Genomic DNA, 20056 nt, shown 5'->3' with positions numbered 1-20056 from the left:
TGTCGGGCCAGGTCAGCCCGACGATGGTGGCCGGAGGATCAGGCCTTCGCGGGCGTGTCGCCGGCGTCGACGACCTCGCCCTCGACGGTGTCGCCGGCCTCGGCGGTGGCGCCGTCCTCGTCCGCCGCGTCCTCGGCCCCGGAGACCTCGAGGATCTCCGGCTCCGCGGCCTCGTCCTCGTCACCGAGGAGGTCCGAGAGGTCCACGGGCTCGCCGGACTCGTCCGTCACGGTGGCCGCGCGGACCGCCGTGATGAGCGCCTTGCTGCGCCGCACGTCGGAGTAGATCGCGCCGAGCTGGCCGGCCTCCTGGATGCGCTGGACGAACTGCTCCGGCTGCATGCCGTACTGCTGGGCCTGGTAGACGATGCGCTCGGTGAGCTCCTGGTCGTTGACCTGGACCTCCTCGGCGTCCGCGAGGGCGTCGAGCACGAGCCGCGTCTTGACCGACTTCTCGGCCTCGGTGCGGGTCTCGGCGTCGAACTCCTCGCGGGTCTTGCCCTGCGTCTCGAGGAACTCCGCGAACTTCGCGTCGTCGTGGTCGAACGCGTGGACGGCGTCGTGGGCGCGGGACTCGACCTCGGCCTCGACGACGCTCTCCGGGAGCGGGACCTCGGTGCCGTCGACGATCGCGTCGAGGATCTTGTCCCGGGCCTGCGTGACCTGCTCCATGCGCTTGACCCGGCCCAGCCGCTCGCGCAGGTCCGCCACCAGCTCGTCCAGGGTGTCGAACTCGCTCGCGAGCTGCGCGAACTCGTCGTCCGCGTCCGGGAGCTGGCGCTCCTTGACCGCGGTGACCTTGACGGTCACCTCGGCGTCCTTGTCCGCGTACTCGCCGGCGACGAGCTTGGAGGTGAAGGTCTTCGACTCGTCCGCCGACAGCCCCTCGACGGCCTCGTCGATGCCGTCGATGAGGCCGCCCTGGCCGACCTGGTACGAGTACCCGGTGGTCGTGGCCTCCTCGATCTCCTCGCCGTCGACCGAGGCCGACAGGTCGATCTGGACGAAGTCGTCCGTCGCGGCGGGCCGGTCGACCCCGGTGAGGGTGCCGAAGCGGGCGCGGAGCTGGTCCAGCTGCTCGGTGACGTCGTCCTCGTCGATCTGGACGTCGTCGACGGAGACCGCGAGGCCGTCCAGGTCCGGGAGGGTGATCTCCGGGCGGACGTCGACCTCGGCGGTGAAGCTGACCTTGTCCCCGTCGGCGAGCTCGGTGACCTCGATCTCCGGGCGGCCGATCGGCTTGACGTCGTCGGACGCGGCGACGGCCTCGCTGTACTTGGCCGGAACGGCCTGGTTCAGCACCTCGTCCAGGACGACGCCGCGGCCGAGCCGGGCGTCGAGGATGCGGGCCGGCGCCTTGCCCGGGCGGAAGCCGGGGATGCGGACCTGCTTGGCCAGGGCCTTGTACGCGCGGTCGAAGTCGGGCTTGAGCTCGTCGAACGGCACCTCGACTGTGAGCTTGACGCGTGTCGGGCCGATGTGCTCGACGGTGCTCTTCACGGTGGAACTCCTCGGACTGCTTTCGGGCAATGGTCCTGCGGCGCGCGATGGGGCACCCGGCCGGAACCGGGCGCGAACGAGCCGCTGCGGCCGGTGTGGACCGGCGCTGGCGAAACGTGCTCCGGCGAGTCTAGGCGAGAGCGGACCCCCGCGTTCGAAGCGGGTTTGCGCACCTGGGCACAGTGCGGTCCGACCGGTGACGGCGGGTGGGCCTATCCGGCGATGTCGGCGACCGTCACCTCGACGTCCACGTCCCCCAGGACCCCCCGGACGAGGCCGGTGAGCTGCTCGGCGAGCCGCGGCAGCGGGCCGCCGCCCACGTGGACCACCACCGCGATCTGGACGGGTTCGTCCCCGATCCCCAGCCGGACCCCGAGCACGCGGCGCCCCGGCAGGTGCGAGGCGATGCTGCCGAACGGGCCGCCGTCGAGCCGGGCGACGCCGGGATGGGCCAGCACCGTGGCGGCGACGGCGGCGGCGCGCTCGGCGGGATCGGCGGAGGTCGGCATCGGCAGAGCGTAGGGGGCGAACCCGCTCGCCTCCCGGCTCCTCGTGTCGACGGGCACCGGCGGCGGCCGAGCACTACCGTCAACCCCACTGGTGACCGCCTACCCGTCGGCGCGGCCCTCGGCCGCCGCCCACGGATTCCCCCCGACGCACGACCCGAGCGGAGGACGGTGCACGCCATCCGGCCGACCGACGACGTGGCGCCGCGTCCGGCGCCGCAGGTCCGCGTCCCGGAGCCGGTCGTGGTGCCGCCGGAGCGGGAGCTGGACGAGGTCACGCTCGTCGTCCGCGCCCAGGAGGGCGACGTCCGGGCGTTCGAGCTGCTCGCCCGTCGCCACCAGGGGGTGCTGTTCCGGGTGGCGGTGCGGGTCGTCGGCGACCCCGCCGACGCCGAGGACGCCCTGCAGGAGGCGCTGCTGGACGCGTGGCGGCGGATCGCGGGGTTCCAGGGGGACTCGGCGTTCTCCACCTGGATGTACCGCATCGTCACCAACCGCTGCCTCGACCTGCTCCGGCGCCGTCGACCCGTCGTGCCCGTCGACGAGATCGGCGAGGACCGGCTGGTCGCGTCGGGCCTGGCCGCGCCGGGTTCCCGCGGGCCCGAACACGCCGCGGAGGTGGACGCCGGGATGGCCGCGCTGCGCGTCGCCCTGGCCCGGTTGCCCGACGAGCAGCGCGTCTGCTGGGTGCTGCGCGAACTGGAGGGCCTGGGCTATACCGAGATCGCGCAGATCACCGGGGCGACCGGGACGGCGGTCCGCGGACGCATCCACCGCGCCCGCAAGGAGCTGGCGGAGGTGATGCGGTCATGGCGCTAGACGCCTTCCCCCCCGGGCTGAGCCCGGAGGACCAGATCGAACCGCTCGCCTGCGGCCGGGACGCCGCGGACGTCTGGGACCACGCGGCCGACGGCGTGCCGGACGAGCACGAGCGGAGCTGCCCGCACTGCGCCGCCGCGATCGCGGACGCGCGCGGGCTCGACGGCATCGTGCACCGGATGGCGGACGAGGTGCCGCCGCCCCCGCCGTCGCTGGTGGACACCGTGATGGAGGCCGTCCTGAACACGGTCACCGCCGAGCTGCGCCCGCAGGACCTGCTCGCGCTGTACTCCCCCGCCGGCCCGGCCCGGCTCTCCCGGCCCGCCGCCGCGCGGGTGCTGCGCCACGTCGTGGACCGGATGGACGGGATGCGGGCCCGGAGCTGCCGGATCGAGCAGGACGGCCTCGCGCTGAGCGTGGCGATCACGGTGACCGCCCGGTTCGGCGTCGACCTCGCGTCCGTGACGGCGCGCGTGCGGCAGATGGTGGTCGCCGCCGGGAAGCAGGCGCTCGGCACGCCGGTGGCCCGGGTCGACATCACGGTGGTGGACCTGTGGGAGGAGCGATGAGCGTGCTGCACGTCGGCGACCGGGTCGTGGCGCGCGTCGCGGCGCGGGCCGCGCGGGCCGTGCCCGGCGTCGTCGCGCTCCGGCCGGACCTCACCCAGGCGCTGCTCGGGATCGCGGGGACGGTGTTCGGTCAGGAGCGGGGCCCGCTCTCGGCGGACGGCGCGTCGGCGGTCGTCGAGGGTGGGCACGCGGAGGTGTCGCTGACCGTCGTCGCGCGGCTGGGGCACAACTGCCGGGACCTCGCCGCCGCGGTGCAGCGCGCGGTCACCGCCGAGGTCGCCGCCTACACCGGTCTCGACGTGCTGGTGCGGGTCACGATCGCGGACGTGCTGATCGAGGGGCCCCGGTCCGGGGGCCCGTGAGCACGCAGTCCCCGCACGTCCCGCCGCCGGGGACGCGGTAGTAGAGGCAGCAGGACCGCCGCCGGAAGCTCCAGCCGACGTCCGGAGGCGCGGCGGGGAGCCGGTCCCCGGCGCCGCCCAGGGCGGGATGGTCCAGGATCTCCGCGGCCACCCGCGCCGCCGCCTCGGCGCCGCGCGGACGATCGGCCGCCAGCACCCGCTTCGCGCCCGCCACGGACGACGCGACGTTGCCCCAGAGGACCTTCGCCGAGACCCCGACCCGGGCCCGGACGGCACCGATCAGGGGCGCGAGGAGCTCGTCGACGAGCACGTCCGGCAGCCCGGTCGAGGCCGGCCCCGGTGACGCCAGCCACAGCGGCCAGGGGCCCGTCATCGAGACCCGCCAGTGCAGCGCGTCCGCGGTCACCGCGGGCACGAGCCCGTGCAGCGCCGCCACCGCCAGCGGACCGGACACCAGCCGCGCCGCCAGCCCCTGCAGGGCGATCGACGCCGCGACCCGCTCCTCGACGGCGTCGGCCCCGCCCAGCACGGACCGCACGTGCGCGATCCGCGCCCGCAGCGGCTCCGGGTCCTCGACGAGGTCCCGGAACGGCCGCCACGTCGGGTCGGCCTCCTCGGCCGGGTTCGCGCCGATCTCGAAGAACGGCCCGACCCGGGCGGCGTCGGCGAGCGCACCGCTCACGGTCGGGGTCGGGTCCATGCCGGGGAGTGTCCTCCGCGTGAGGTCCCGGCCGCGACGGACGCTCCGGCACGACGACCGCGATGTTCGGCCGGATGAGTGAGCCGCGCAGATCACACGTAGGGCCGACAACCGTCGGCGAATTGTCCGGCCGGGCGGTTCCGGTACCGCCATTAGGGTGTAGGTCATACAGGTCACAGGCGTCCTGGGGTCTTCGTCTGGCTTTTCGTCACCCCTACGTGCGACTCTCTGCGGAGAGAGACCGCGCTCGGCGCTGCGCGCGGTCGCACCGTGCAACGGAGGGACCGGGGCCGTAAAATCGCTCCCGGTCTTCACACGGGTGTCCGGACCACCCACGCCGGCACCGCGACCAGTCCGAACGGTGCACCCGAACGGACTAGCACCACGCGATCCGGCGGAAGCATCGCTGTACCCTGGGCCCCTTCAGGATCCACCGAGCTGAGACAGCTCTGTGAACCGAGGGATCCACGTCGTCCCGATGCGACCGTCGGGGTGCACCGAGACGACAGGAGGAGCTGTTGGCTGCGACCAACGACCGGACCGTGCGTGACCAGATCACGCAGGGCGGTCTCTACTCCCCGCAAGACGAGCACGATGCCTGCGGCGTCGCGATGGTCGCCGACCTCAAGGGGCGACGCGACCACGGCATCGTGCAGAAGGCACTCACGGCGTTGCTGCGCCTGGAGCACCGCGGCGCCCGCGGCGCCGAGGAGAACACCGGCGACGGTGCGGGCATCCTGATCCAGGTCCCGGACGAGTTCTACCGCGCCGTGGTGGACTTCGACCTGCCCGCGGAGGGCGCGTACGCCACCGGCATCGCGTTCCTGCCGCAGGACGAGACCGACGCCGAGAAGGCCGTCGCCACGATCAACGAGCTGGCCGCGGAGGAGAACCTCCGCGTGCTGGGCTGGCGCGAGCTCCCCACGGCCCCGGAGAAGGCGGACCTGGGCCCGAGCGCGCTGGCCGCCATGCCCGGGTTCAGGCAGCTCTTCGTGGCCGGCATCGAGACCGGCATCGTGAAGCCGCCGCCCGTCGGCATCGAGCTGGAGCGGCGCACGTTCTGCCTGCGCAAGCGGGTCGAGCACGCCACCGGCGTCTACTTCCCCAGCCTGTCCCCGCGGACGATCGTCTACAAGGGCATGCTCGCGGAGCCGCAGGTCGAGGCGTTCTACCCGGACCTGTCGGACGCCCGCGTCACGAGTGCGATGGCCGTGGTGCACTCGCGGTTCTCGACGAACACGTTCCCGGCGTGGCCGCTGGCCCACCCGTACCGCTATGTCGCGCACAACGGGGAGATCAACACCCTGCGCGGCAACCGGAACTGGATGAAGGCGCGCGAGGCGCTGCTGTCGTCCGAGGTCCTGCCGGGCAACCTGGACCGCCTGGTCCCGATCGTCACGCCGGACGCGTCGGACTCGGCGACCTTCGACGAGGTGCTGGAGCTGCTGCACCTCTCGGGCCGGTCGCTGCCGCACGCCGTGCTGATGATGATCCCCGAGGCGTGGGAGAACCACGCCGAGATGGACCCGAAGCGCCGCGCGTTCTACGAGTTCCACTCGAACCTGATGGAGCCGTGGGACGGGCCCGCACTCGTCGCCTTCACCGACGGCACGCAGATCGGCGCGGTCCTGGACCGCAACGGCCTGCGGCCCGCCCGCTGGTGGCTGACCGAGGACGGCCTGGTCGTGCTGGCCTCGGAGGTCGGCGTCCTGGACGTCGAGCCGTCGAAGGTCGTGCGCAAGGGCCGGCTCGAGCCGGGCCGCATGTTCCTGGTGGACACCGAGGCCGGGAAGATCGTCGCGGACGAGGAGATCAAGGGCGAGCTGGCCGCGGCGCAGCCGTACGAGGAGTGGCTGCACGCGGGCAGCATCAAGCTCGAGGAGCTCCCCGAGCGGCAGCGCGAGATTCCCGCGCACACCGAGCTGACCCTGCGCCAGCAGTCCTTCGGCTACACCGAGGAGGAGCTCACCCTCCTGCTCAAGCCGATGGCGACCGCCGGGGCGGAGCCGATCGGCTCGATGGGCAACGACGCCCCGCTGGCCTTCATCTCGGAGAAGCCGCGGCAGATCTACGACTACTTCATCCAGCTGTTCGCACAGATCACGAACCCGCCGCTGGACGCGATCCGCGAGGAGCTCGTCACCTCGCTGCGCTCGCTGCTGGGCCCGGAGCAGAACCTGCTCGACGCGGGCGCGGCCACCTGCCGGCGGATCGTGCTGCCGTTCCCGGTGCTCGGCAACGACGACCTGGCGAAGATCGTCCACGTCAACGACGACGGTGACCTGCCCGGTTTCGCCTCCTACACCGTCAAGGGTGTGTTCCTCGCGGCCGACGGCGGCGAGGGCCTGGTCCGGCGGCTGCAGGAGATCCGCGGTGAGGTCTCCGAGGCCATCGCGAACGGCGCCCGGCTGATCGTGCTGTCCAGCCGCGGCATCAACGCCGAGTTCGCGCCGATCCCGTCGCTGCTGCTCACCGGCGCCGTGCACCACCACCTGGTGCGCGAGCGGACCCGCACGCAGGTCGGCCTGATCGTCGAGTCCGGGGACGCCCGCGAGGTGCACCACATCGCGCTGCTGCTCGGTTACGGCGCGTCGGCGGTCAACCCGTACATGGCCATGGCCACCGTCGAGGACCTCGCCGAGCGCGGGGACCTCGACGTGGACGCGAAGACCGCGGCGAAGAACCTGGTCAAGGCGCTTGGCAAGGGCGTGCGGAAGACGATGTCGAAGATGGGCATCTCGACCGTCGCGTCCTACACCGGCGCGCAGATCTTCGAGGCGGTCGGGCTCGGCAAGGACGTGGTCGAGGCCTGCTTCGCGGGCACCACGTCCCGCCTCGGCGGCGTCGGCTTCGAGGTGCTCGCCGAGGAGGTCCTCAAGCACCACCGCCGGGCCTTCCCCGCGGACGGCACCCGGGCGAGCCACCGGGCGCTGACCACGGGCGGCGAGTACCAGTGGCGGCGCGAGGGCGAGCTGCACCTGTTCAACCCGCAGACCGTCTTCAAGCTGCAGCACTCGACCCGCTCCGGCCGGTACGAGATCTTCAAGGAGTACACGAAGGCCGTCGACGACCAGTCGAAGCGGCTGATGACGCTGCGCGGACTGTTCACCTTCAAGGAGGGCGCCCGCGAGCCCGTCTCGATCGACGAGGTCGAGCCGGTCGAGTCGATCGTCAAGCGGTTCGGCACGGGCGCGATCTCCTACGGCTCGATCAGCCAGGAGATGCACCAGACCCTCGCCATCGCGATGAACCGCCTCGGCGGCCGGTCGAACACCGGTGAGGGCGGCGAGGACCCGGAGCGCTTCACCCCGGACGCGAACGGCGACAGCCGGCGCAGCGCGGTGAAGCAGGTCGCGTCGGGACGCTTCGGCGTGACGAGCGAGTACCTGGTCAACGCGGACGACATCCAGATCAAGATCGCGCAGGGCGCCAAGCCCGGCGAGGGTGGCCAGCTGCCCGGCAGCAAGGTCTACCCGTGGATCGCGACGACCCGGTACTCGACGCCCGGCGTCGGGCTGATCTCGCCGCCGCCGCACCACGACATCTACTCGATCGAGGACATCAAGCAGCTCATCCACGACCTGAAGAACGCCAACCCGAAGGCCCGCATCCACGTCAAGCTGGTCAGCCAGCTCGGGGTCGGGACCGTCGCGGCGGGCGTCGCGAAGGCGTACTCCGACGTCGTGCTCATCTCCGGGCACGACGGCGGGACGGGGGCGTCGCCGCTGTCGTCGATCAAGCACGCGGGTGGCCCGTGGGAGCTCGGCCTGGCCGAGACCCAGCAGACGCTGCTGGCGAACAACCTGCGGGACCGGATCGTCGTGCAGACCGACGGCCAGCTCAAGACCGGCCGGGACGTCGTCATCGCGGCCCTGCTGGGGGCCGAGGAGTACGGCTTCGCAACGGCGCCGCTCGTGGTGTCGGGCTGCATCATGATGCGCGTCTGCCACCTGGACACCTGCCCGGTCGGCGTCGCGACGCAGAACCCGGTGCTGCGGGAGAAGTTCGACGGGCGGCCCGAGTACGTCGTCAACTTCATGCGGTTCATCGCCGAGGAGGTGCGCGAGTACCTGGCGCAGCTCGGCTTCCGGTCCCTCGAGGAGGCCGTCGGGCACGCGGAGCTGCTCGACACCGACGCGGCGGTGCACCACTGGAAGACCGAGGGCCTGGACCTGCGGCCGGTGTTCTACACGCCGGAGCTGCCGGAGGGCGCGTCCCGGCACCAGACCCGCAGCCAGGACCACGGGCTGGACAAGGCGCTGGACAACACGATGATCCAGTTGGCCGAGGGCGCCCTGCGCTCCGGGGACAAGGTCCGGCTGGACCTCCCGGTGCGCAACGTCAACCGGACCGTCGGGACGATGCTCGGCTACGAGCTGACGAAGCAGTGGGGCCGCGAGGGCCTGCCGGACGACACGATCGACATCACGCTGACCGGCTCGGCCGGGCAGTCGCTCGGGGCGTTCGTGCCGAAGGGCATCACGCTGCGGATGGTCGGGGACACGAACGACTTCTTCGGCAAGGGCCTCTCCGGCGGCCGGCTGACCCTGCGTCCGGACCCGGAGGCGCCGTTCGCCGCCGAGGAGAACATCATCGCGGGCAACGTCATCCTCTACGGGGCGACGTCCGGCGAGATGTACATCCGCGGCATCGTCGGCGAGCGCTTCTGCGTCCGGAACTCCGGGGCGGTCGCGGTCGTCGAGGGCGTGGGCGACCACGGCTGCGAGTACATGACGGGCGGCAAGGTCGTCGTCCTGGGCAAGGTCGGGCGCAACTTCGCGGCCGGCATGTCCGGCGGGGTCGCGTACGTGCTGGACCTGCACGCGGACGACGATTTCCTGGCCAAGCGCGTCAACCCGGAGATGGTGGACCTGGACCCCCTCGACGAGGAGGACCGCGAGTTCCTGCGGGCCGCCGTCGAGAAGCACCACGCCGAGACCGACTCCCCCGTCGCGCACGCGCTGCTGGCGGACTGGGACGCGGCCTGCGAGCGCTTCGGCAAGGTCATGCCGAAGGACTACAAGCGGGTCCTGCAGGCCCGCGAGCAGGCGGAGAAGGACGGCCGCAACGTGGACGAGGCGATCATGGAGGCGGCTCATGGCTGACCCGAAGGGCTTCCTGACCACCCCGCGGGAGACCCCGAAGCGCAGGCCGGTGGACCTGCGCCTGATGGACTGGCGCGAGGTCTACGAGGACTTCCCGCACAACCACCTGGAGATGCAGGCCGGGCGCTGCATGAACTGCGGCATCCCGTTCTGTCACCAGGGCTGTCCGCTGGGGAACCTGATCCCCGAGTGGAACGACCTCGTGTGGCGCAAGGACTGGCGCGAGGCGATCGAACGGCTGCACGCCACGAACAACTTCCCGGAGTTCACCGGGACGCTGTGCCCCGCCCCGTGCGAGGCGGCGTGCGTGCTGGCGATCAACAACGACCCGGTCGCCATCAAGCAGGTCGAGATCGAGATCGTCGACCGGGCCTGGGAGGAGGGTTGGGTCCCGCCCCAGCCCGCCGAGACGAAGACCGGCAAGAAGGTCGCCGTCGTCGGGTCGGGTCCGTCGGGGCTCGCCGCCGCCCAGCAGCTCACCCGCGCCGGGCACGACGTCGTCGTGTTCGAGCGGGCGGACCGCATCGGCGGGCTGCTCCGCTACGGCATCCCCGAGTTCAAGATGGAGAAGTCGCGGCTGGACCGCCGGCTCGCCCAGATGCAGGCCGAGGGCACGCACTTCCGGGCCTCGGTCGACGTCGGGACGGACGTCACGGCGGCGCAGCTCCGCGAGGACTACGACGCCGTCGTGCTCGCCGCCGGGGCGACGGCCTGGCGGGACCTGCCCGCCAAGGGCCGGGACCTCGAGGGCGTCTACCAGGCGATGGAGTTCCTGCCGTGGGCCAACCACGTGCAGCAGGGCGACATCGACGCCCCGAAGATCACCGCCGAGGGCAAGCACGTGGTGATCATCGGCGGCGGTGACACCGGGGCGGACTGCCTCGGCACGTCGCACCGCCAGGGCGCCGCCTCGGTGACCCAGCTGGAGATCATGCCGACGCCGCCGGAGCACCGGACCGAGGGCATGCCCTGGCCGACGTACCCGATGGTCTACCGGGTCTCCTCGGCGCACGAGGAGGGTGGCGAGCGGCTGTTCTCGGTCAACACCACCGAGTTCGTCGACGACGGCACCGGCAAGATCAAGGCGCTGCGCCTGGTCGAGGTCACCCGGGGCGAGAAGGGCTTCGACCCGGTTCCGGGCACCGAGAGGGAGATCCCGGCGGACCTGGTCCTGCTGGCGATGGGCTTCGTCGGGCCGGAGAAGGGCAAGCTCCTCACGGACCTGGACGTCGACCTGGACCAGCGGGGCAACGTCGCGCGGGACGACAGCTACATGTCCAGCGTCGACGGCGTGTTCGTCGCCGGGGACATGGGCCGCGGCCAGTCGCTGATCGTGTGGGCGATCGCGGAGGGCCGCTCGGCCGCCGCGGGCGTGGACGCGTACCTGACGGGCCGGGACTTTCTCCCGCGCCCGATCAACCCGACGGACCGCCAGATCGCCTGACGGCACTGCGCAGAAGACCCCCGGTCCCCAGGACCGGGGGTCTTCTCGCGTTCCGGGCGGCCTCCGGTACTTGAGTGGCTCAAGCGGCGCAGAGTGGCGCTTGAGCCACTCGAGCGGCGGTGCACGCGGGCCGGGGACTCAGACGTCGGGGGTGGTGAACGTCCGGCCGTAGCGTTCCAGGACCCTCGCCCGGACGGTCTCGTCGTTCCGCGGCACCGGCTCCAGGAAGATCTCCTCGAGGTCCGGGAACTCCGCCCGCAGCTGTGCGTCGATCTCCACGCAGGCCCGCTCGACGTCCGCGGCCCCGAGCGTGTCCGCGAAGTCGAGCCGGGCGCAGACCAGCACGCTGTCCGTGCCGAGCATCATCGTCAGCAGGTCGACGACGGCCTCCACCTCGGCGCGCTCCGTCAGCCGGTCCCGCATGGCGAACACGAGCTTGCGGTCCGCCTGCCGGCCGATCAGCAGACCCTTGTTGGTGCGGCCCAGGACGTACGCGACGCCTGCCAGCATCAGCCCGATCAGCAGCGACGCCAGGCCGTCCCAGAACGCGGAGCCGGTGAGCTGGTGCAGCCCGACGCCCCCGAACGCCAGCAGCAGCCCGAGGAGCGCCGCGCTGTCCTCGAAGAACACCGTCTTCACCGTCGGGTCGTCCGTGGTGCGCAGCCACGAGCGGAAGCCGACGTTCTCCGCGGCGGCCTCGTTCCGCACCTGCCGGACGGCCTGCAGCCAGGAGGCCCCCTCCAGCAGGAACGACGCCCCGAGCACGGCGTAGGCCACCCACGCGAGCGTCTGCTCGTTCTCCTCGCCGACCATGGTCGAGATGCCCTCGTAGATCGCGAACACCGCGCCGGAGACGAAGATCGACACCGCGGCGATGAGCGACCAGAAGAACCGCTCCTTGCCGTAGCCGAAGGGATGCCGGCGGTCCGCGCGCCTCGCGGAGCGGCGCAGGGCGGTGAGCAGCAGTCCCTCGGTGGCCGTGTCCGCGCCCGAGTGCGCGGCCTCGGCGAACATCGCGGCGGAGCCGGTGAACAGCGCCGCGACGAGCTTCAGCACGCCGATCGCGAGGTTCGCCCCGCCGGCGATCAGGACGGTCAGGGTGCTCTCGCCGCCGCCGTTCTCGTCGTCCTGAGTCCTGTCGTCCGCCTCGGCGCCCGCCACGCGGCGACTGTAGCCCCGCAGATCGTCGCCGACCGCGCGTAGCGTCCGCCGCGTGACCGCCACGCCCAACCCCGAGATCACCCACCGGGACGTCGAGGTCGAAGGCGTCCGCCTGCACCTCGCCGAGGCCGGCACCGGGCCGACCGTGCTGCTGCTCCACGGGTTCCCCGAGTGCTGGTACTCGTGGCGGCACCAGCTCGTCGCGCTCGCGGCGGCGGGCTTCCACGCCGTGGCCCCGGACCAGCGGGGGTACGGCCGCAGCGACGCGCCGGAGGCCGTCGAGCGGTACTCGATCCTGCACCTCGTGGGCGACGCGCTGGGCGTGCTCGACGCCGTCGGCGCGGAGCGGGCCGTGGTCGTCGGGCACGACTGGGGTGCCCCCGTCGCCTGGCACACCGCGCTGCTCCGCCCGGACCGCGTCCGCGGTGTCGCCGGGCTGTCCGTGCCGCTGGTCCCCCGCAGCCCGGTCCCGCCGCTCGCGGCGATGCGCGCGTCCCTCGGCGAGGGCTACTACATGGTCCACTTCCAGCAGCGGGGCGTCGCGGACGCCGAGCTCGGCGCGAACCCCCGCGAGACGTTCCGGCGGCTGCTCGGCGGCACCGGCGGCGAGCAGGAACCGCCCGTCCCCGTCGTCCCGGAGGGTGGCGGTTTCCTCGACGCGCTCGGCGCGGATCGACCCCTGCCCGGCTGGCTCACCGAGGAGGACCTGGACGTCCTCGTGGACGAGTACGCGGGGACGGGCTTCACCGGCGGGCTGAACTGGTACCGCAACCTGGACCGGAACTGGGAGCTGAGCGCCCCCTGGCGCGACGCCCGGGTCCGGGTGCCGGCGCTCTACCTCGCCGGGGACCGGGATCTCGTGCTCGCCGGGCGGGACCCGCAGGCCGTCGTCGCGGTGCTGCGGCGCAGCGTGCCCGGCCTGCGGCGCGCCGAGATCCTGCCCGGGTGCGGGCACTGGACGCAGCAGGAACGCCCGGCCGAGGTCAGTGAAGCGCTGATCGACTTCGCCCGTGCGCTGGACAGCTGAGGCCCGAGGACCGGTACGCGCGTTCGGACCTACCAGCGAGTACTACCGGTCGTCGCGTGTGGACGGCCGCTCGCTGCGAAGGGGTGAGGAGGACGAATCGACCCACAACTCCCGTGCGCCCCACGCGTTGAACTGATCACCGGTGCCGGTGGAACTGGGGAGCCCCCACCGGCACCGGACAGCAATCGCGCGGTGCCACCCGGGATCAGGACGCGATCCGGAACACCGGGAAGCCCGGTGCGACCGCGAGCAGCTCCTCGTCCGAGGACGTCGCGTCGATCCCCTCGAAGAACCGGCCGACCTCCCAGGCCCACCTGCGCAGGTACTCCCGCAGCACCGGCGGCTTGTCCGCATCCGGCAGCTCCACCGCGGTGAACGCCTCGGCCCTGCGTCCCCGCCGCAGCTCCCCGCCGCCCGCGGCCCGCATGTTGCGCACCCACTGGGTATGCCCGCGGGGCGCGACGAGGTAGCGCTCGCCGTCGACCGTCATCGGGTTCACCGGGACGGTGCGCCACTCGCCGCTCGTCCGGCCCCTGACGGCCAGGACGCGGCTGCCGGCCACGGTCAGGCCCATCCTCGTCAGCCGGGCGACGACCGTGCCGAACAGCTCGTCGGCGCGCTTCGGGGTGAGGTACCGGGGCTTCGCGTCCATGGCCGTTGCTCCTCCTCAAGCTCGAGAGCAGTGCTCTCTGATGAGAGGAGTGAACACCCAGGACGACATCGGGTCAAGAGCAGTGCTCTCGTCACATACGGCTGTTCTCCGCGAGTTCGAGCTCGAAGGCGTCGTCGCCGATCCAGACGCGCACGCCCTCGGCGTCGTCGGTGATGAAGCCGTCCTCCTCCTCACCCAGCTCGCGGGAGGCCCCCAGGGCGAGGGCGGAGAACGCGATCCGGCCGCCGCCGAGGTCGACGGGCCTGTACTCACGGGCCAGCCGCGCGGTGCGACTCTCCGTGGCGAGCCACTCCGCGTTCGCCTCACCGACGTCGACGACCCAGCTGTCATTGCGCACGAGCGCAGTGTCGATGCCGGAGCGGGCTTCCGGCGTCTCAGATCGAGACGGTGACCCGCACCTCAGCGCCCGGCGACCGCCGGCTCGGCAGCGGCCGCGGTGACGGCGGCGAGCTCGCGATCCAGTCCGCGGCGACGGCGGACCACCCCGCGGATCCGGCGGACCAGCTCGAAGCCACCGCCGGTGAGGATCGCCATCGCGATGCCCGCCGCCAGGCAGAGCAGGGGGTTCCCGCGAGTCATCGGGCCGAGGGCCAGCCCGACCAGCAGCATGTAGAGGCTCCACACCGCCGAGCTCGCGGTCGTCGCCGGGAGGAAGCGGCGCAGCGGCAGCCGCACCCGGCCCGCGGCGGCGGTGCTCACCAGCCGGCCGCCGGGCACCAGCCGGGCCCCGACGAGCGAGACCTCCGGCCGGGAGTGCAGGTTGCGGCGCACCCAGGCGCCGATGCCGCAGTTCTTCTCGGCGCCGCGGAGGATCCGGTTCGACGAGCGGCCGAGGGAGTACACGAGGACGTCCCCGAGCACCGATCCGAGTATCGAGGCGACGAAGAGGCCGACCACCGCGGCGAGGTCGTGCGTGCCGAAGGCAGCCGCGGCGGCGGACATCAGCAGGGTCTCGCTCGGGAGCACCGGGAACGGACCGTCGAGGGCGATGAGGACGACGAGGACCGGCAGCAGCCAGACGCTGTGCAGGACGGCGTCGAAGGCCGCGATCACACCGAACAGTTCGTGCACGGGGCCCTTCCTGCATCGGGTGTGGCGCGCCGGTCAACCTTCGTCGTGCAGCCGACCCGTCGGGGGACGCACTCCAGAGTGACAGACCTTGCCGGGAAACTCGGTGGGGCTACCCCCCGCGTTTCACCTGCGGTCAGCCACACGCCCGTCGTGTGCGACGAACGGTGGAGTGTCGGGCCGCGTGTACGTTCCGCGCGTGACCGGATACGCCGTCCTGCTCCGAGGCATCAACGTCGGCGGCCACAAGAAGGTTCCGATGGCGGGCCTGCGGACGCTGCTCGAGGGCCTCGGCTACGCCGACGTGCGGACGTACCTGCAGAGCGGCAACGCCGTCGTCACCACGGACGAGCCCGCGACGACCGTGGCGAAGCGCTGCGAGGTCGCCATCGCCGATGCCTTCGGCATGGACGTGCGCTGCCTGGTGCTCGCCGGCCCGGAGCTGCGGGAGATCGCGGACGCGCACCCGCTGCGGGACGTCGCGGACGACGGCTCCCGGATGACGGCCCTGTTCCTCCTCGACCCCGCGCCGCCCGGTGCCGCGGACCCCGTCGACCTGGACCCGCGGCATATCCGGGTGACGGACCGGGTGATCTACCAGTGGTGCCCGGACGGGATCTCGAACGCCCCGGACGTCGCGGCGTTCGTCCGGAAGAGCTGGAAGGTGTCCGTCACCGGCCGGAACTGGAACACCGTCGAGAAGCTGCTCGCGCTGCTCGGCGCCTGACGGCGGTGGCCCCTCCGGGCGTTCCGGGAGACCGGGCGCAGGCTCGCGCTGCCGGCCGAACACCGGCTCGTCGTGCGGGTGCTCTCCGGCCGGCTGAACATCCTGGCGCAGCTGGGCTGCACGGTCGACGTACGCGGGCTCACGGAGGAGTGGGTTCCCGGGTTCGCCGCCCGGCCCGCCGGGACGAGCAGATAAGGTCCGCCTGGCAGCCGCTCCGCCGAGGGCAGGGCACGACGGATCGGGGGATCATGACGGACCGGGGCGTCCCGCAGGGCGGCATCGGGCGGTCGGCGCGGCTGGCGTCGCTGCCGCTGGCCTTCACCGGACGGGCCGTGGCGGGCTGGGGCCGCACGCTGGCCGGGGCGGACTCCGACGAGATCGCGGCCGCGACGGTCGCGCGCAACGCCGAGCAGCTCTTCGCCGTGCTCGGCACGCTCAAGGGCGGCGCGATGAAGCTCGGCCAGGCGCTCTCGGTCTACGACGCGATGATCCCCTCGGAGTTCGCCGCGCCCTACCACGACGCGCTCGCGAAGCTCCAGACCTCGAGCCCGCCGATGCCCCCACGGGACGTGCACCGGATGCTCGCCGAGCAGCTCGGCCGCGGCTGGCGGGAGCGCTTCACGGACTTCGACGAGGAGCCGCGGGCCGCCGCGAGCCTCGGTCAGGTGCACCGCGCCACCTGGCGCTGCGCGGACGGCGGCGGCCGGGACGTCGCCGTCAAGATCCAGTACCCGGGCGCGGACGTCGCCCTCGACTCGGACCTGCGCACGCTCGAACGGTTCTCCCGGCTCTTCGCCGCGGTGTTCCCCGCCCTGGACGTCCGGGCGTTGATCCGCGAGCTGCGGGAACGCACGCTCGAGGAGGTGGACTACCGCATCGAGGCCGACCGCCAGCGGCGGTTCGCCGCGGAGTTCACCGGAGACCGCGCCCTCGTGGTGCCGCGCGTCGTCGCGTCGGCCCCGAAGGTGCTGGTCACGGACTGGCTGGACGGCGTCCCGCTGCGAGACCTCCTGGGTGGCGTGGGTGACGAGACGGACCGGGACCGCTACGGCCACACGATCGTCGAGTCCATGTTCGCCTCCCCCGCGCGGATCGGGCTGCTGCACGCGGACCCGCACCCCGGCAACTTCCTCGTCCTCCCGGACGGCCGGCTCGGAATGATCGACTTCGGCGCCGTGGCGGAGCTGCCCGGCGGGATCCCGCCCGTCCTCGCGCGGATCCTCGTCCTCACCGCCCGCGGCGAGTCCGAGGCCCTGACCGCGCTGCTGCGGGACGAGGGTTTCCTCGCCGCGGACGCCGAAGCCGCAGACGTGCTGCGCTGGGTCGGTGCGCTGGCGGACCCGCTGCGCGAGGAGCGCTTCCACTTCACCCGCGAGTGGATGGCGCGCCAGGGCTCACGGGTGGCGAACCCCGGCAACCGCGCGTACCGCGAGACCGGGCGCGCGCTGGCCATGCCGGCGGAGTTCGTGCTGGTCCTGCGGGTGCTGTCCGGCTGGATGAACATCCTCGCCCAGCTGGACTGCACGGTCGCCGCGCGCGGGATCGTCGAGCGCTGGGTGCCCGGCTTCGCCTCGGTCTGACCCCGGCCTCGCTCAGGCCCTCGAAGACCAGCGCCTCGACCGTGCCGGAGAACAACGACGTCCCGATCCCCCGGAGCACGAAGCCGGCGGCGAAGCCCGCGAAGCCGGGCAGGGGCAGCCAGACCGTGTAGCCGGCGGCCTGGAGCATGCCGCCCAGCCCGAGCACGTACCGCCGGGGGAACCGGTCCGAGAGCGCACCGGAGGGCACCTCGGCGAGCAGGCCGGTGACCGACCAGACGGCGACAGCGGGCGTCAAAGGAACGGCATGAACGGGAGGGTAACGGTGGCCGCCGACGGCCGCCGCGGGAACTAGTGTCGGGGGTGACCACCGGTGCAAGGGAGCACAGATGACCACGGCCGAGCCGAGCCCGGAGACCCGTACCGCCCTCGCCGTCCGCCTCCGCGAGCTCGTCGCCGAGAACCCGCACGCCCCCGCCGTCACCGACGACGACGCGACGATCACCCGCGCGGAGCTCGACGCGCGCACCAACCAGCTCGCCCGCCGGTTCGCGAGGCTCGGCGTCACGAAGGGCTCGCTCGTCTCGATCGCGCTGCCGAACCAGATCCGGCACACCGAGTCGTCCGTCGCCGCGTGGAAGCTGGGCGCGATCCCGCAGCCGCTCTCCCACCGGCTCCCGGGCGGCGAGCTGGCGGCCCTGCTGGAGGTCGGTGACCCGTCCCTGGTCGTGGGCCTGGAGCCGGCCGACGGCCGGGCGTGGCTGACCGGCGCCGAGGACGTCTCGGACGAGGACGACTCACCGCTCCCGGACGTCGTCGGGCCGTCCTGGAAGGCGCCGACCTCGGGCGGCAGCACCGGCCGCCCGAAGCTCATCGTGGCCGGTCAGGAGGCCGACATCGAGTCCGTGCTCGGCACGAAGGCGGAGTCCCTGCGCTTCGACCGCGACGGCGTCATGCTCGCGACCGCGCCGATGTACCACAACGGCCCCAACATGTTCTCGCTGATGGCGCTGCTGCAGGGGCACCACGTCGTCGTCATGCGGCGCTTCGACGCCGAGCGGGCCGTCCGGCTCGTCGCGGAGCACCGCGTCACCTGGCTCTACGTCGTTCCCACGATGATGGGCCGGATGCTGCGGCTGCCCGAGGAGGTCCGGGCGGCGTCGGACTTCTCGTCGCTGCGGACCGTGCTGCACGTCGGCGCGCCGTGCCCGCCGCACGTGAAGCGCGGCTGGATCGAGTGGGCCGGCGCGGAGACGCTGATCGAGCTGTACGCGGGCACGGAGTCCCAGGCCGGCTGCGTGATCGACGGCGCGGAGTGGCTCGAGCACCCGGGCTCGGTCGGCAGGGTGGCGTCGGGCGAGATGCGGGTCTGCGACGACGACGGGCGCGAGCTGCCCGCCGGCGAGGTCGGCGAGGTGTGGATGCGCCGGGCCGCGGACACCCCGCCGACGTACTACTACCTCGGCGCCCGGGCGAACGAGCGCGACGGCTGGGAGTCCCTGGGCGACATGGGCCACTTCGACGCGGACGGCTACCTCTACCTGGCGGACCGGCGCTCGGACATGATCCTCGTCGGCGGCGCCAACGTGTACCCGGCGGAGGTCGAGTCCGCGCTGGCCGAGCACCCGGCCGTCGTGTCCTCGGCCGTGATCGGGCTGCCGGACGAGGACCTCGGCAACGTGGTGCACGCGATCGTCCAGGCCTCGTCCGAGGTGGGCGCCGAGGAGCTGCAGGAGCACCTGCGGGAGCGGCTCGCGCCGTACAAGATCCCGCGGACCGTCGAGTTCAGCACGGACCCGCTGCGGGACGACGCGGGCAAGCTCCGGCGGAGCGCGCTGCGGGCGGAGCGGCTACCCGTGCGGACGTGAGTCGCCGATCCGGATCGTGGCGTAGAGCTGCAGCGCGGCCGCCGCGAGCAGCACCACGAGCGCGGCGCCGTAGCCGCTGAGGCCGACGAGCTACCTCGACACCGAGATCCTGGGTGAGGGCCGATGAAGGCCGTCCTGGACACCCGAGCCGAGAACCCGTTCCGGTCCCACCCCGCCACCGTGGCACCCTTCCACCCGTGATCACGCTGCACGACGGTTACGAGATCGACGACGATCCCGCCCGCATCGACCGCGACGCCGTGTGGGAGTTCCTCTCCACCCAGGCCTACTGGGGGCGCTGGCGCGCCCGCGCGGACCTCGAGACCCAGGTCGCCGTCGCCTGGCGGGTGCTCTCCCTCTACGAACCGGGAACGGGCAGGACCGTCGGCTTCGCCCGCGCCGTGTCGGACGGCGTCTCCTTCGCCTACCTCGCGGACGCGCCCCCGACGAGACCGCCCTGGAGCGGCCCGCGCCAGCACGGTGACGAGCGGCGATGAGTTCGGCGACGACCACCGGTCATAAGGGCAACGACGACCACAGGAGCCCGCGATGACCACCGGCACCGCCCTCACCGCCACCATCACCCGCAGCCGCGGCCGCATCGCCCTCTGGGCCCTGCAGATCTTCCTCGGCCTGTTCATGATCATCGGATCGGGTGCGCCGAAGTTCTTCGGCGAGGCCACCGCCGTCGAGATGTTCACCGAGATCGGCGCCGGCCAGTGGTTCCGGTTCCTCGTCGGCGCCCTGGAGGTCGCCGGCGGGATCGGCCTGTTGATCCCCCGGCTGGCCGGTCTCGCAGGCGCCTGCCTCGCCGCCCTGATGGTCGGCGCGTTGGTCACCCAGGTCTTCATCCTGGACTCGGCGCCGGTCTACGCGATCACGCCGATCTCGCTGGGCGTCCTGTTCGCGCTGATCGCTTACGTCCGCCGGGACGACATCCGGACACTCGTCGGGGCTGATCGAGTCCGGGGCTGACCGAATCAGGCGATC

Annotated in this window: 18 protein-coding genes and 1 pseudogene; 12 read left to right on the top strand and 7 right to left on the bottom strand. The window is 72.7% G+C overall.

What is annotated here, in order from left to right:
- Window positions 1–38 precede the first annotated feature (38 nt).
- Window positions 39–1499, bottom strand: a complete 1461-nt coding sequence (gene tig / locus JWP64_RS06455) for a trigger factor (RefSeq protein ID WP_297493504.1) — start codon at window positions 1497–1499, stop codon at window positions 39–41.
- A gap of 212 nt (window positions 1500–1711) precedes the next feature.
- A complete protein-coding gene (locus tag JWP64_RS06450) occupies window positions 1712–2008 on the bottom strand; it encodes a hypothetical protein (RefSeq protein WP_297493502.1) in 297 nt (98 codons plus the stop codon).
- Window positions 2009–2176: 168 nt separating this feature from the next.
- Here JWP64_RS06450 and JWP64_RS06445 point away from each other — a divergent pair, with 168 nt between their 5' ends.
- Genes JWP64_RS06445 through JWP64_RS06435 form a run of 3 tightly spaced genes read left to right on the top strand, consistent with a single transcriptional unit; the run spans window position 2177 to window position 3755 of the window.
- Entirely contained in the window at window positions 2177–2824 is a 648-nt protein-coding gene (locus JWP64_RS06445) for a sigma-70 family RNA polymerase sigma factor (protein WP_366889494.1), read from the top strand.
- Window positions 2815–3393: an Asp23/Gls24 family envelope stress response protein gene (locus JWP64_RS06440; RefSeq protein ID WP_297493499.1), complete on the top strand. Its 579-nt coding sequence runs from the start codon at window positions 2815–2817 to the stop codon at window positions 3391–3393. The genes JWP64_RS06445 and JWP64_RS06440 overlap by 10 nt, the downstream gene beginning before the upstream one ends.
- A complete protein-coding gene (locus JWP64_RS06435; protein WP_297493496.1) occupies window positions 3390–3755 on the top strand; it encodes an Asp23/Gls24 family envelope stress response protein in 366 nt (121 codons plus the stop codon). Before JWP64_RS06440 ends, JWP64_RS06435 begins: the two co-directional genes overlap by 4 nt.
- Here JWP64_RS06435 and JWP64_RS06430 read toward each other — a convergent pair.
- Window positions 3706–4455, bottom strand: coding sequence for a (2Fe-2S)-binding protein (locus JWP64_RS06430; protein WP_297493494.1), 750 nt, complete (start codon window positions 4453–4455; stop codon window positions 3706–3708). The two genes, JWP64_RS06435 and JWP64_RS06430, sit on opposite strands and share 50 nt — an antisense overlap.
- A gap of 518 nt (window positions 4456–4973) precedes the next feature.
- Between JWP64_RS06430 and gltB the strand changes: the two genes are divergently transcribed.
- A complete protein-coding gene (gltB, locus tag JWP64_RS06425; RefSeq protein ID WP_297493491.1) occupies window positions 4974–9560 on the top strand; it encodes a glutamate synthase large subunit in 4587 nt (1528 codons plus the stop codon).
- Window positions 9553–11004: a glutamate synthase subunit beta gene (locus JWP64_RS06420; RefSeq protein WP_297493488.1), complete on the top strand. Its 1452-nt coding sequence runs from the start codon at window positions 9553–9555 to the stop codon at window positions 11002–11004. Before gltB ends, JWP64_RS06420 begins: the two co-directional genes overlap by 8 nt.
- A gap of 138 nt (window positions 11005–11142) precedes the next feature.
- Here JWP64_RS06420 and JWP64_RS06415 read toward each other — a convergent pair whose 3' ends face one another.
- Window positions 11143–12165 carry a cation diffusion facilitator family transporter gene (locus tag JWP64_RS06415; RefSeq protein WP_297493485.1) on the bottom strand — a complete coding sequence of 341 codons (1023 nt, stop codon included), beginning with the start codon at window positions 12163–12165 and terminating at the stop codon, window positions 11143–11145.
- Between the two features lie 52 nt (window positions 12166–12217).
- Here JWP64_RS06415 and JWP64_RS06410 point away from each other — a divergent pair, with 52 nt between their 5' ends.
- Window positions 12218–13192 carry an alpha/beta hydrolase gene (locus JWP64_RS06410; RefSeq protein WP_297493482.1) on the top strand — a complete coding sequence of 325 codons (975 nt, stop codon included), beginning with the start codon at window positions 12218–12220 and terminating at the stop codon, window positions 13190–13192.
- 205 nt (window positions 13193–13397) lie between these two features.
- On the opposite strand, the gene JWP64_RS06405 is transcribed toward JWP64_RS06410, so the two are convergent.
- The 3 genes from JWP64_RS06405 to JWP64_RS06395 form a co-directional block, all read right to left on the bottom strand.
- Window positions 13398–13844 carry a nitroreductase family deazaflavin-dependent oxidoreductase gene (locus tag JWP64_RS06405; protein WP_297493480.1) on the bottom strand — a complete coding sequence of 149 codons (447 nt, stop codon included), beginning with the start codon at window positions 13842–13844 and terminating at the stop codon, window positions 13398–13400.
- A 91-nt stretch (window positions 13845–13935) separates the two neighbouring features.
- Window positions 13936–14202 carry a hypothetical protein gene (locus JWP64_RS06400; protein WP_297493477.1) on the bottom strand — a complete coding sequence of 89 codons (267 nt, stop codon included), beginning with the start codon at window positions 14200–14202 and terminating at the stop codon, window positions 13936–13938.
- Window positions 14203–14264: 62 nt separating this feature from the next.
- On the bottom strand, window positions 14265–14936 hold the full coding sequence (locus JWP64_RS06395) for a VTT domain-containing protein (RefSeq protein WP_297493474.1): 672 nt from the start codon (window positions 14934–14936) through the stop codon (window positions 14265–14267).
- A 196-nt stretch (window positions 14937–15132) separates the two neighbouring features.
- Here JWP64_RS06395 and JWP64_RS06390 point away from each other — a divergent pair, with 196 nt between their 5' ends.
- The 6 genes and pseudogenes from JWP64_RS06390 (at window position 15133) to JWP64_RS06365 (ending at window position 20041) form a co-directional block, all read left to right on the top strand.
- Window positions 15133–15660, top strand: a complete 528-nt coding sequence (locus JWP64_RS06390; protein WP_297493471.1) for a DUF1697 domain-containing protein — start codon at window positions 15133–15135, stop codon at window positions 15658–15660.
- A gap of 72 nt (window positions 15661–15732) precedes the next feature.
- Window positions 15733–15855 carry a hypothetical protein gene (locus JWP64_RS06385; protein ID WP_297493470.1) on the top strand — a complete coding sequence of 41 codons (123 nt, stop codon included), beginning with the start codon at window positions 15733–15735 and terminating at the stop codon, window positions 15853–15855.
- Window positions 15856–15908: 53 nt separating this feature from the next.
- Window positions 15909–17240, top strand: a complete 1332-nt coding sequence (locus tag JWP64_RS06380; protein WP_297493468.1) for an AarF/ABC1/UbiB kinase family protein — start codon at window positions 15909–15911, stop codon at window positions 17238–17240.
- Between the two features lie 347 nt (window positions 17241–17587).
- The gene (locus JWP64_RS06375; protein WP_297493465.1) at window positions 17588–19066 is read left to right on the top strand and encodes an AMP-binding protein; all 1479 of its coding nucleotides are present in this window, start codon (window positions 17588–17590) and stop codon (window positions 19064–19066) included.
- Window positions 19067–19263: 197 nt separating this feature from the next.
- Window positions 19264–19503 (top strand): annotated as a pseudogene (locus JWP64_RS06370) (GNAT family N-acetyltransferase); the annotation flags it as partial.
- Between the two features lie 112 nt (window positions 19504–19615).
- A complete protein-coding gene (locus tag JWP64_RS06365; protein WP_297493463.1) occupies window positions 19616–20041 on the top strand; it encodes a DoxX family protein in 426 nt (141 codons plus the stop codon).
- The last annotated feature ends 15 nt before the right edge of the window (window positions 20042–20056 follow it).

Origin of the sequence: Pseudonocardia sp. (assembly GCF_025465255.1) — a bacterium.
Classification (GTDB): Bacteria; Actinomycetota; Actinomycetes; order Mycobacteriales; family Pseudonocardiaceae; genus Pseudonocardia.
The sequence above is the reverse complement of the archived record's forward strand: the minus strand, read 5'-3'. Positions and strand labels throughout refer to the sequence as shown.

Coding starts and splice junctions, on each gene's coding strand:
- JWP64_RS06450 (WP_297493502.1), bottom strand. CDS start 2,008: ATGCCGACCTCCGCCGATCCCGCCGAGCGCGCCGCCGCCGTCGCCGCC.
- JWP64_RS06440 (WP_297493499.1), top strand. CDS start 2,815: ATGGCGCTAGACGCCTTCCCCCCCGGGCTGAGCCCGGAGGACCAGATC.
- JWP64_RS06435 (WP_297493496.1), top strand. CDS start 3,390: ATGAGCGTGCTGCACGTCGGCGACCGGGTCGTGGCGCGCGTCGCGGCG.
- JWP64_RS06430 (WP_297493494.1), bottom strand. CDS start 4,455: ATGGACCCGACCCCGACCGTGAGCGGTGCGCTCGCCGACGCCGCCCGG.
- JWP64_RS06420 (WP_297493488.1), top strand. CDS start 9,553: ATGGCTGACCCGAAGGGCTTCCTGACCACCCCGCGGGAGACCCCGAAG.
- JWP64_RS06405 (WP_297493480.1), bottom strand. CDS start 13,844: ATGGACGCGAAGCCCCGGTACCTCACCCCGAAGCGCGCCGACGAGCTG.
- JWP64_RS06380 (WP_297493468.1), top strand. CDS start 15,909: ATGACGGACCGGGGCGTCCCGCAGGGCGGCATCGGGCGGTCGGCGCGG.
- JWP64_RS06375 (WP_297493465.1), top strand. CDS start 17,588: ATGACCACGGCCGAGCCGAGCCCGGAGACCCGTACCGCCCTCGCCGTC.
- JWP64_RS06365 (WP_297493463.1), top strand. CDS start 19,616: ATGACCACCGGCACCGCCCTCACCGCCACCATCACCCGCAGCCGCGGC.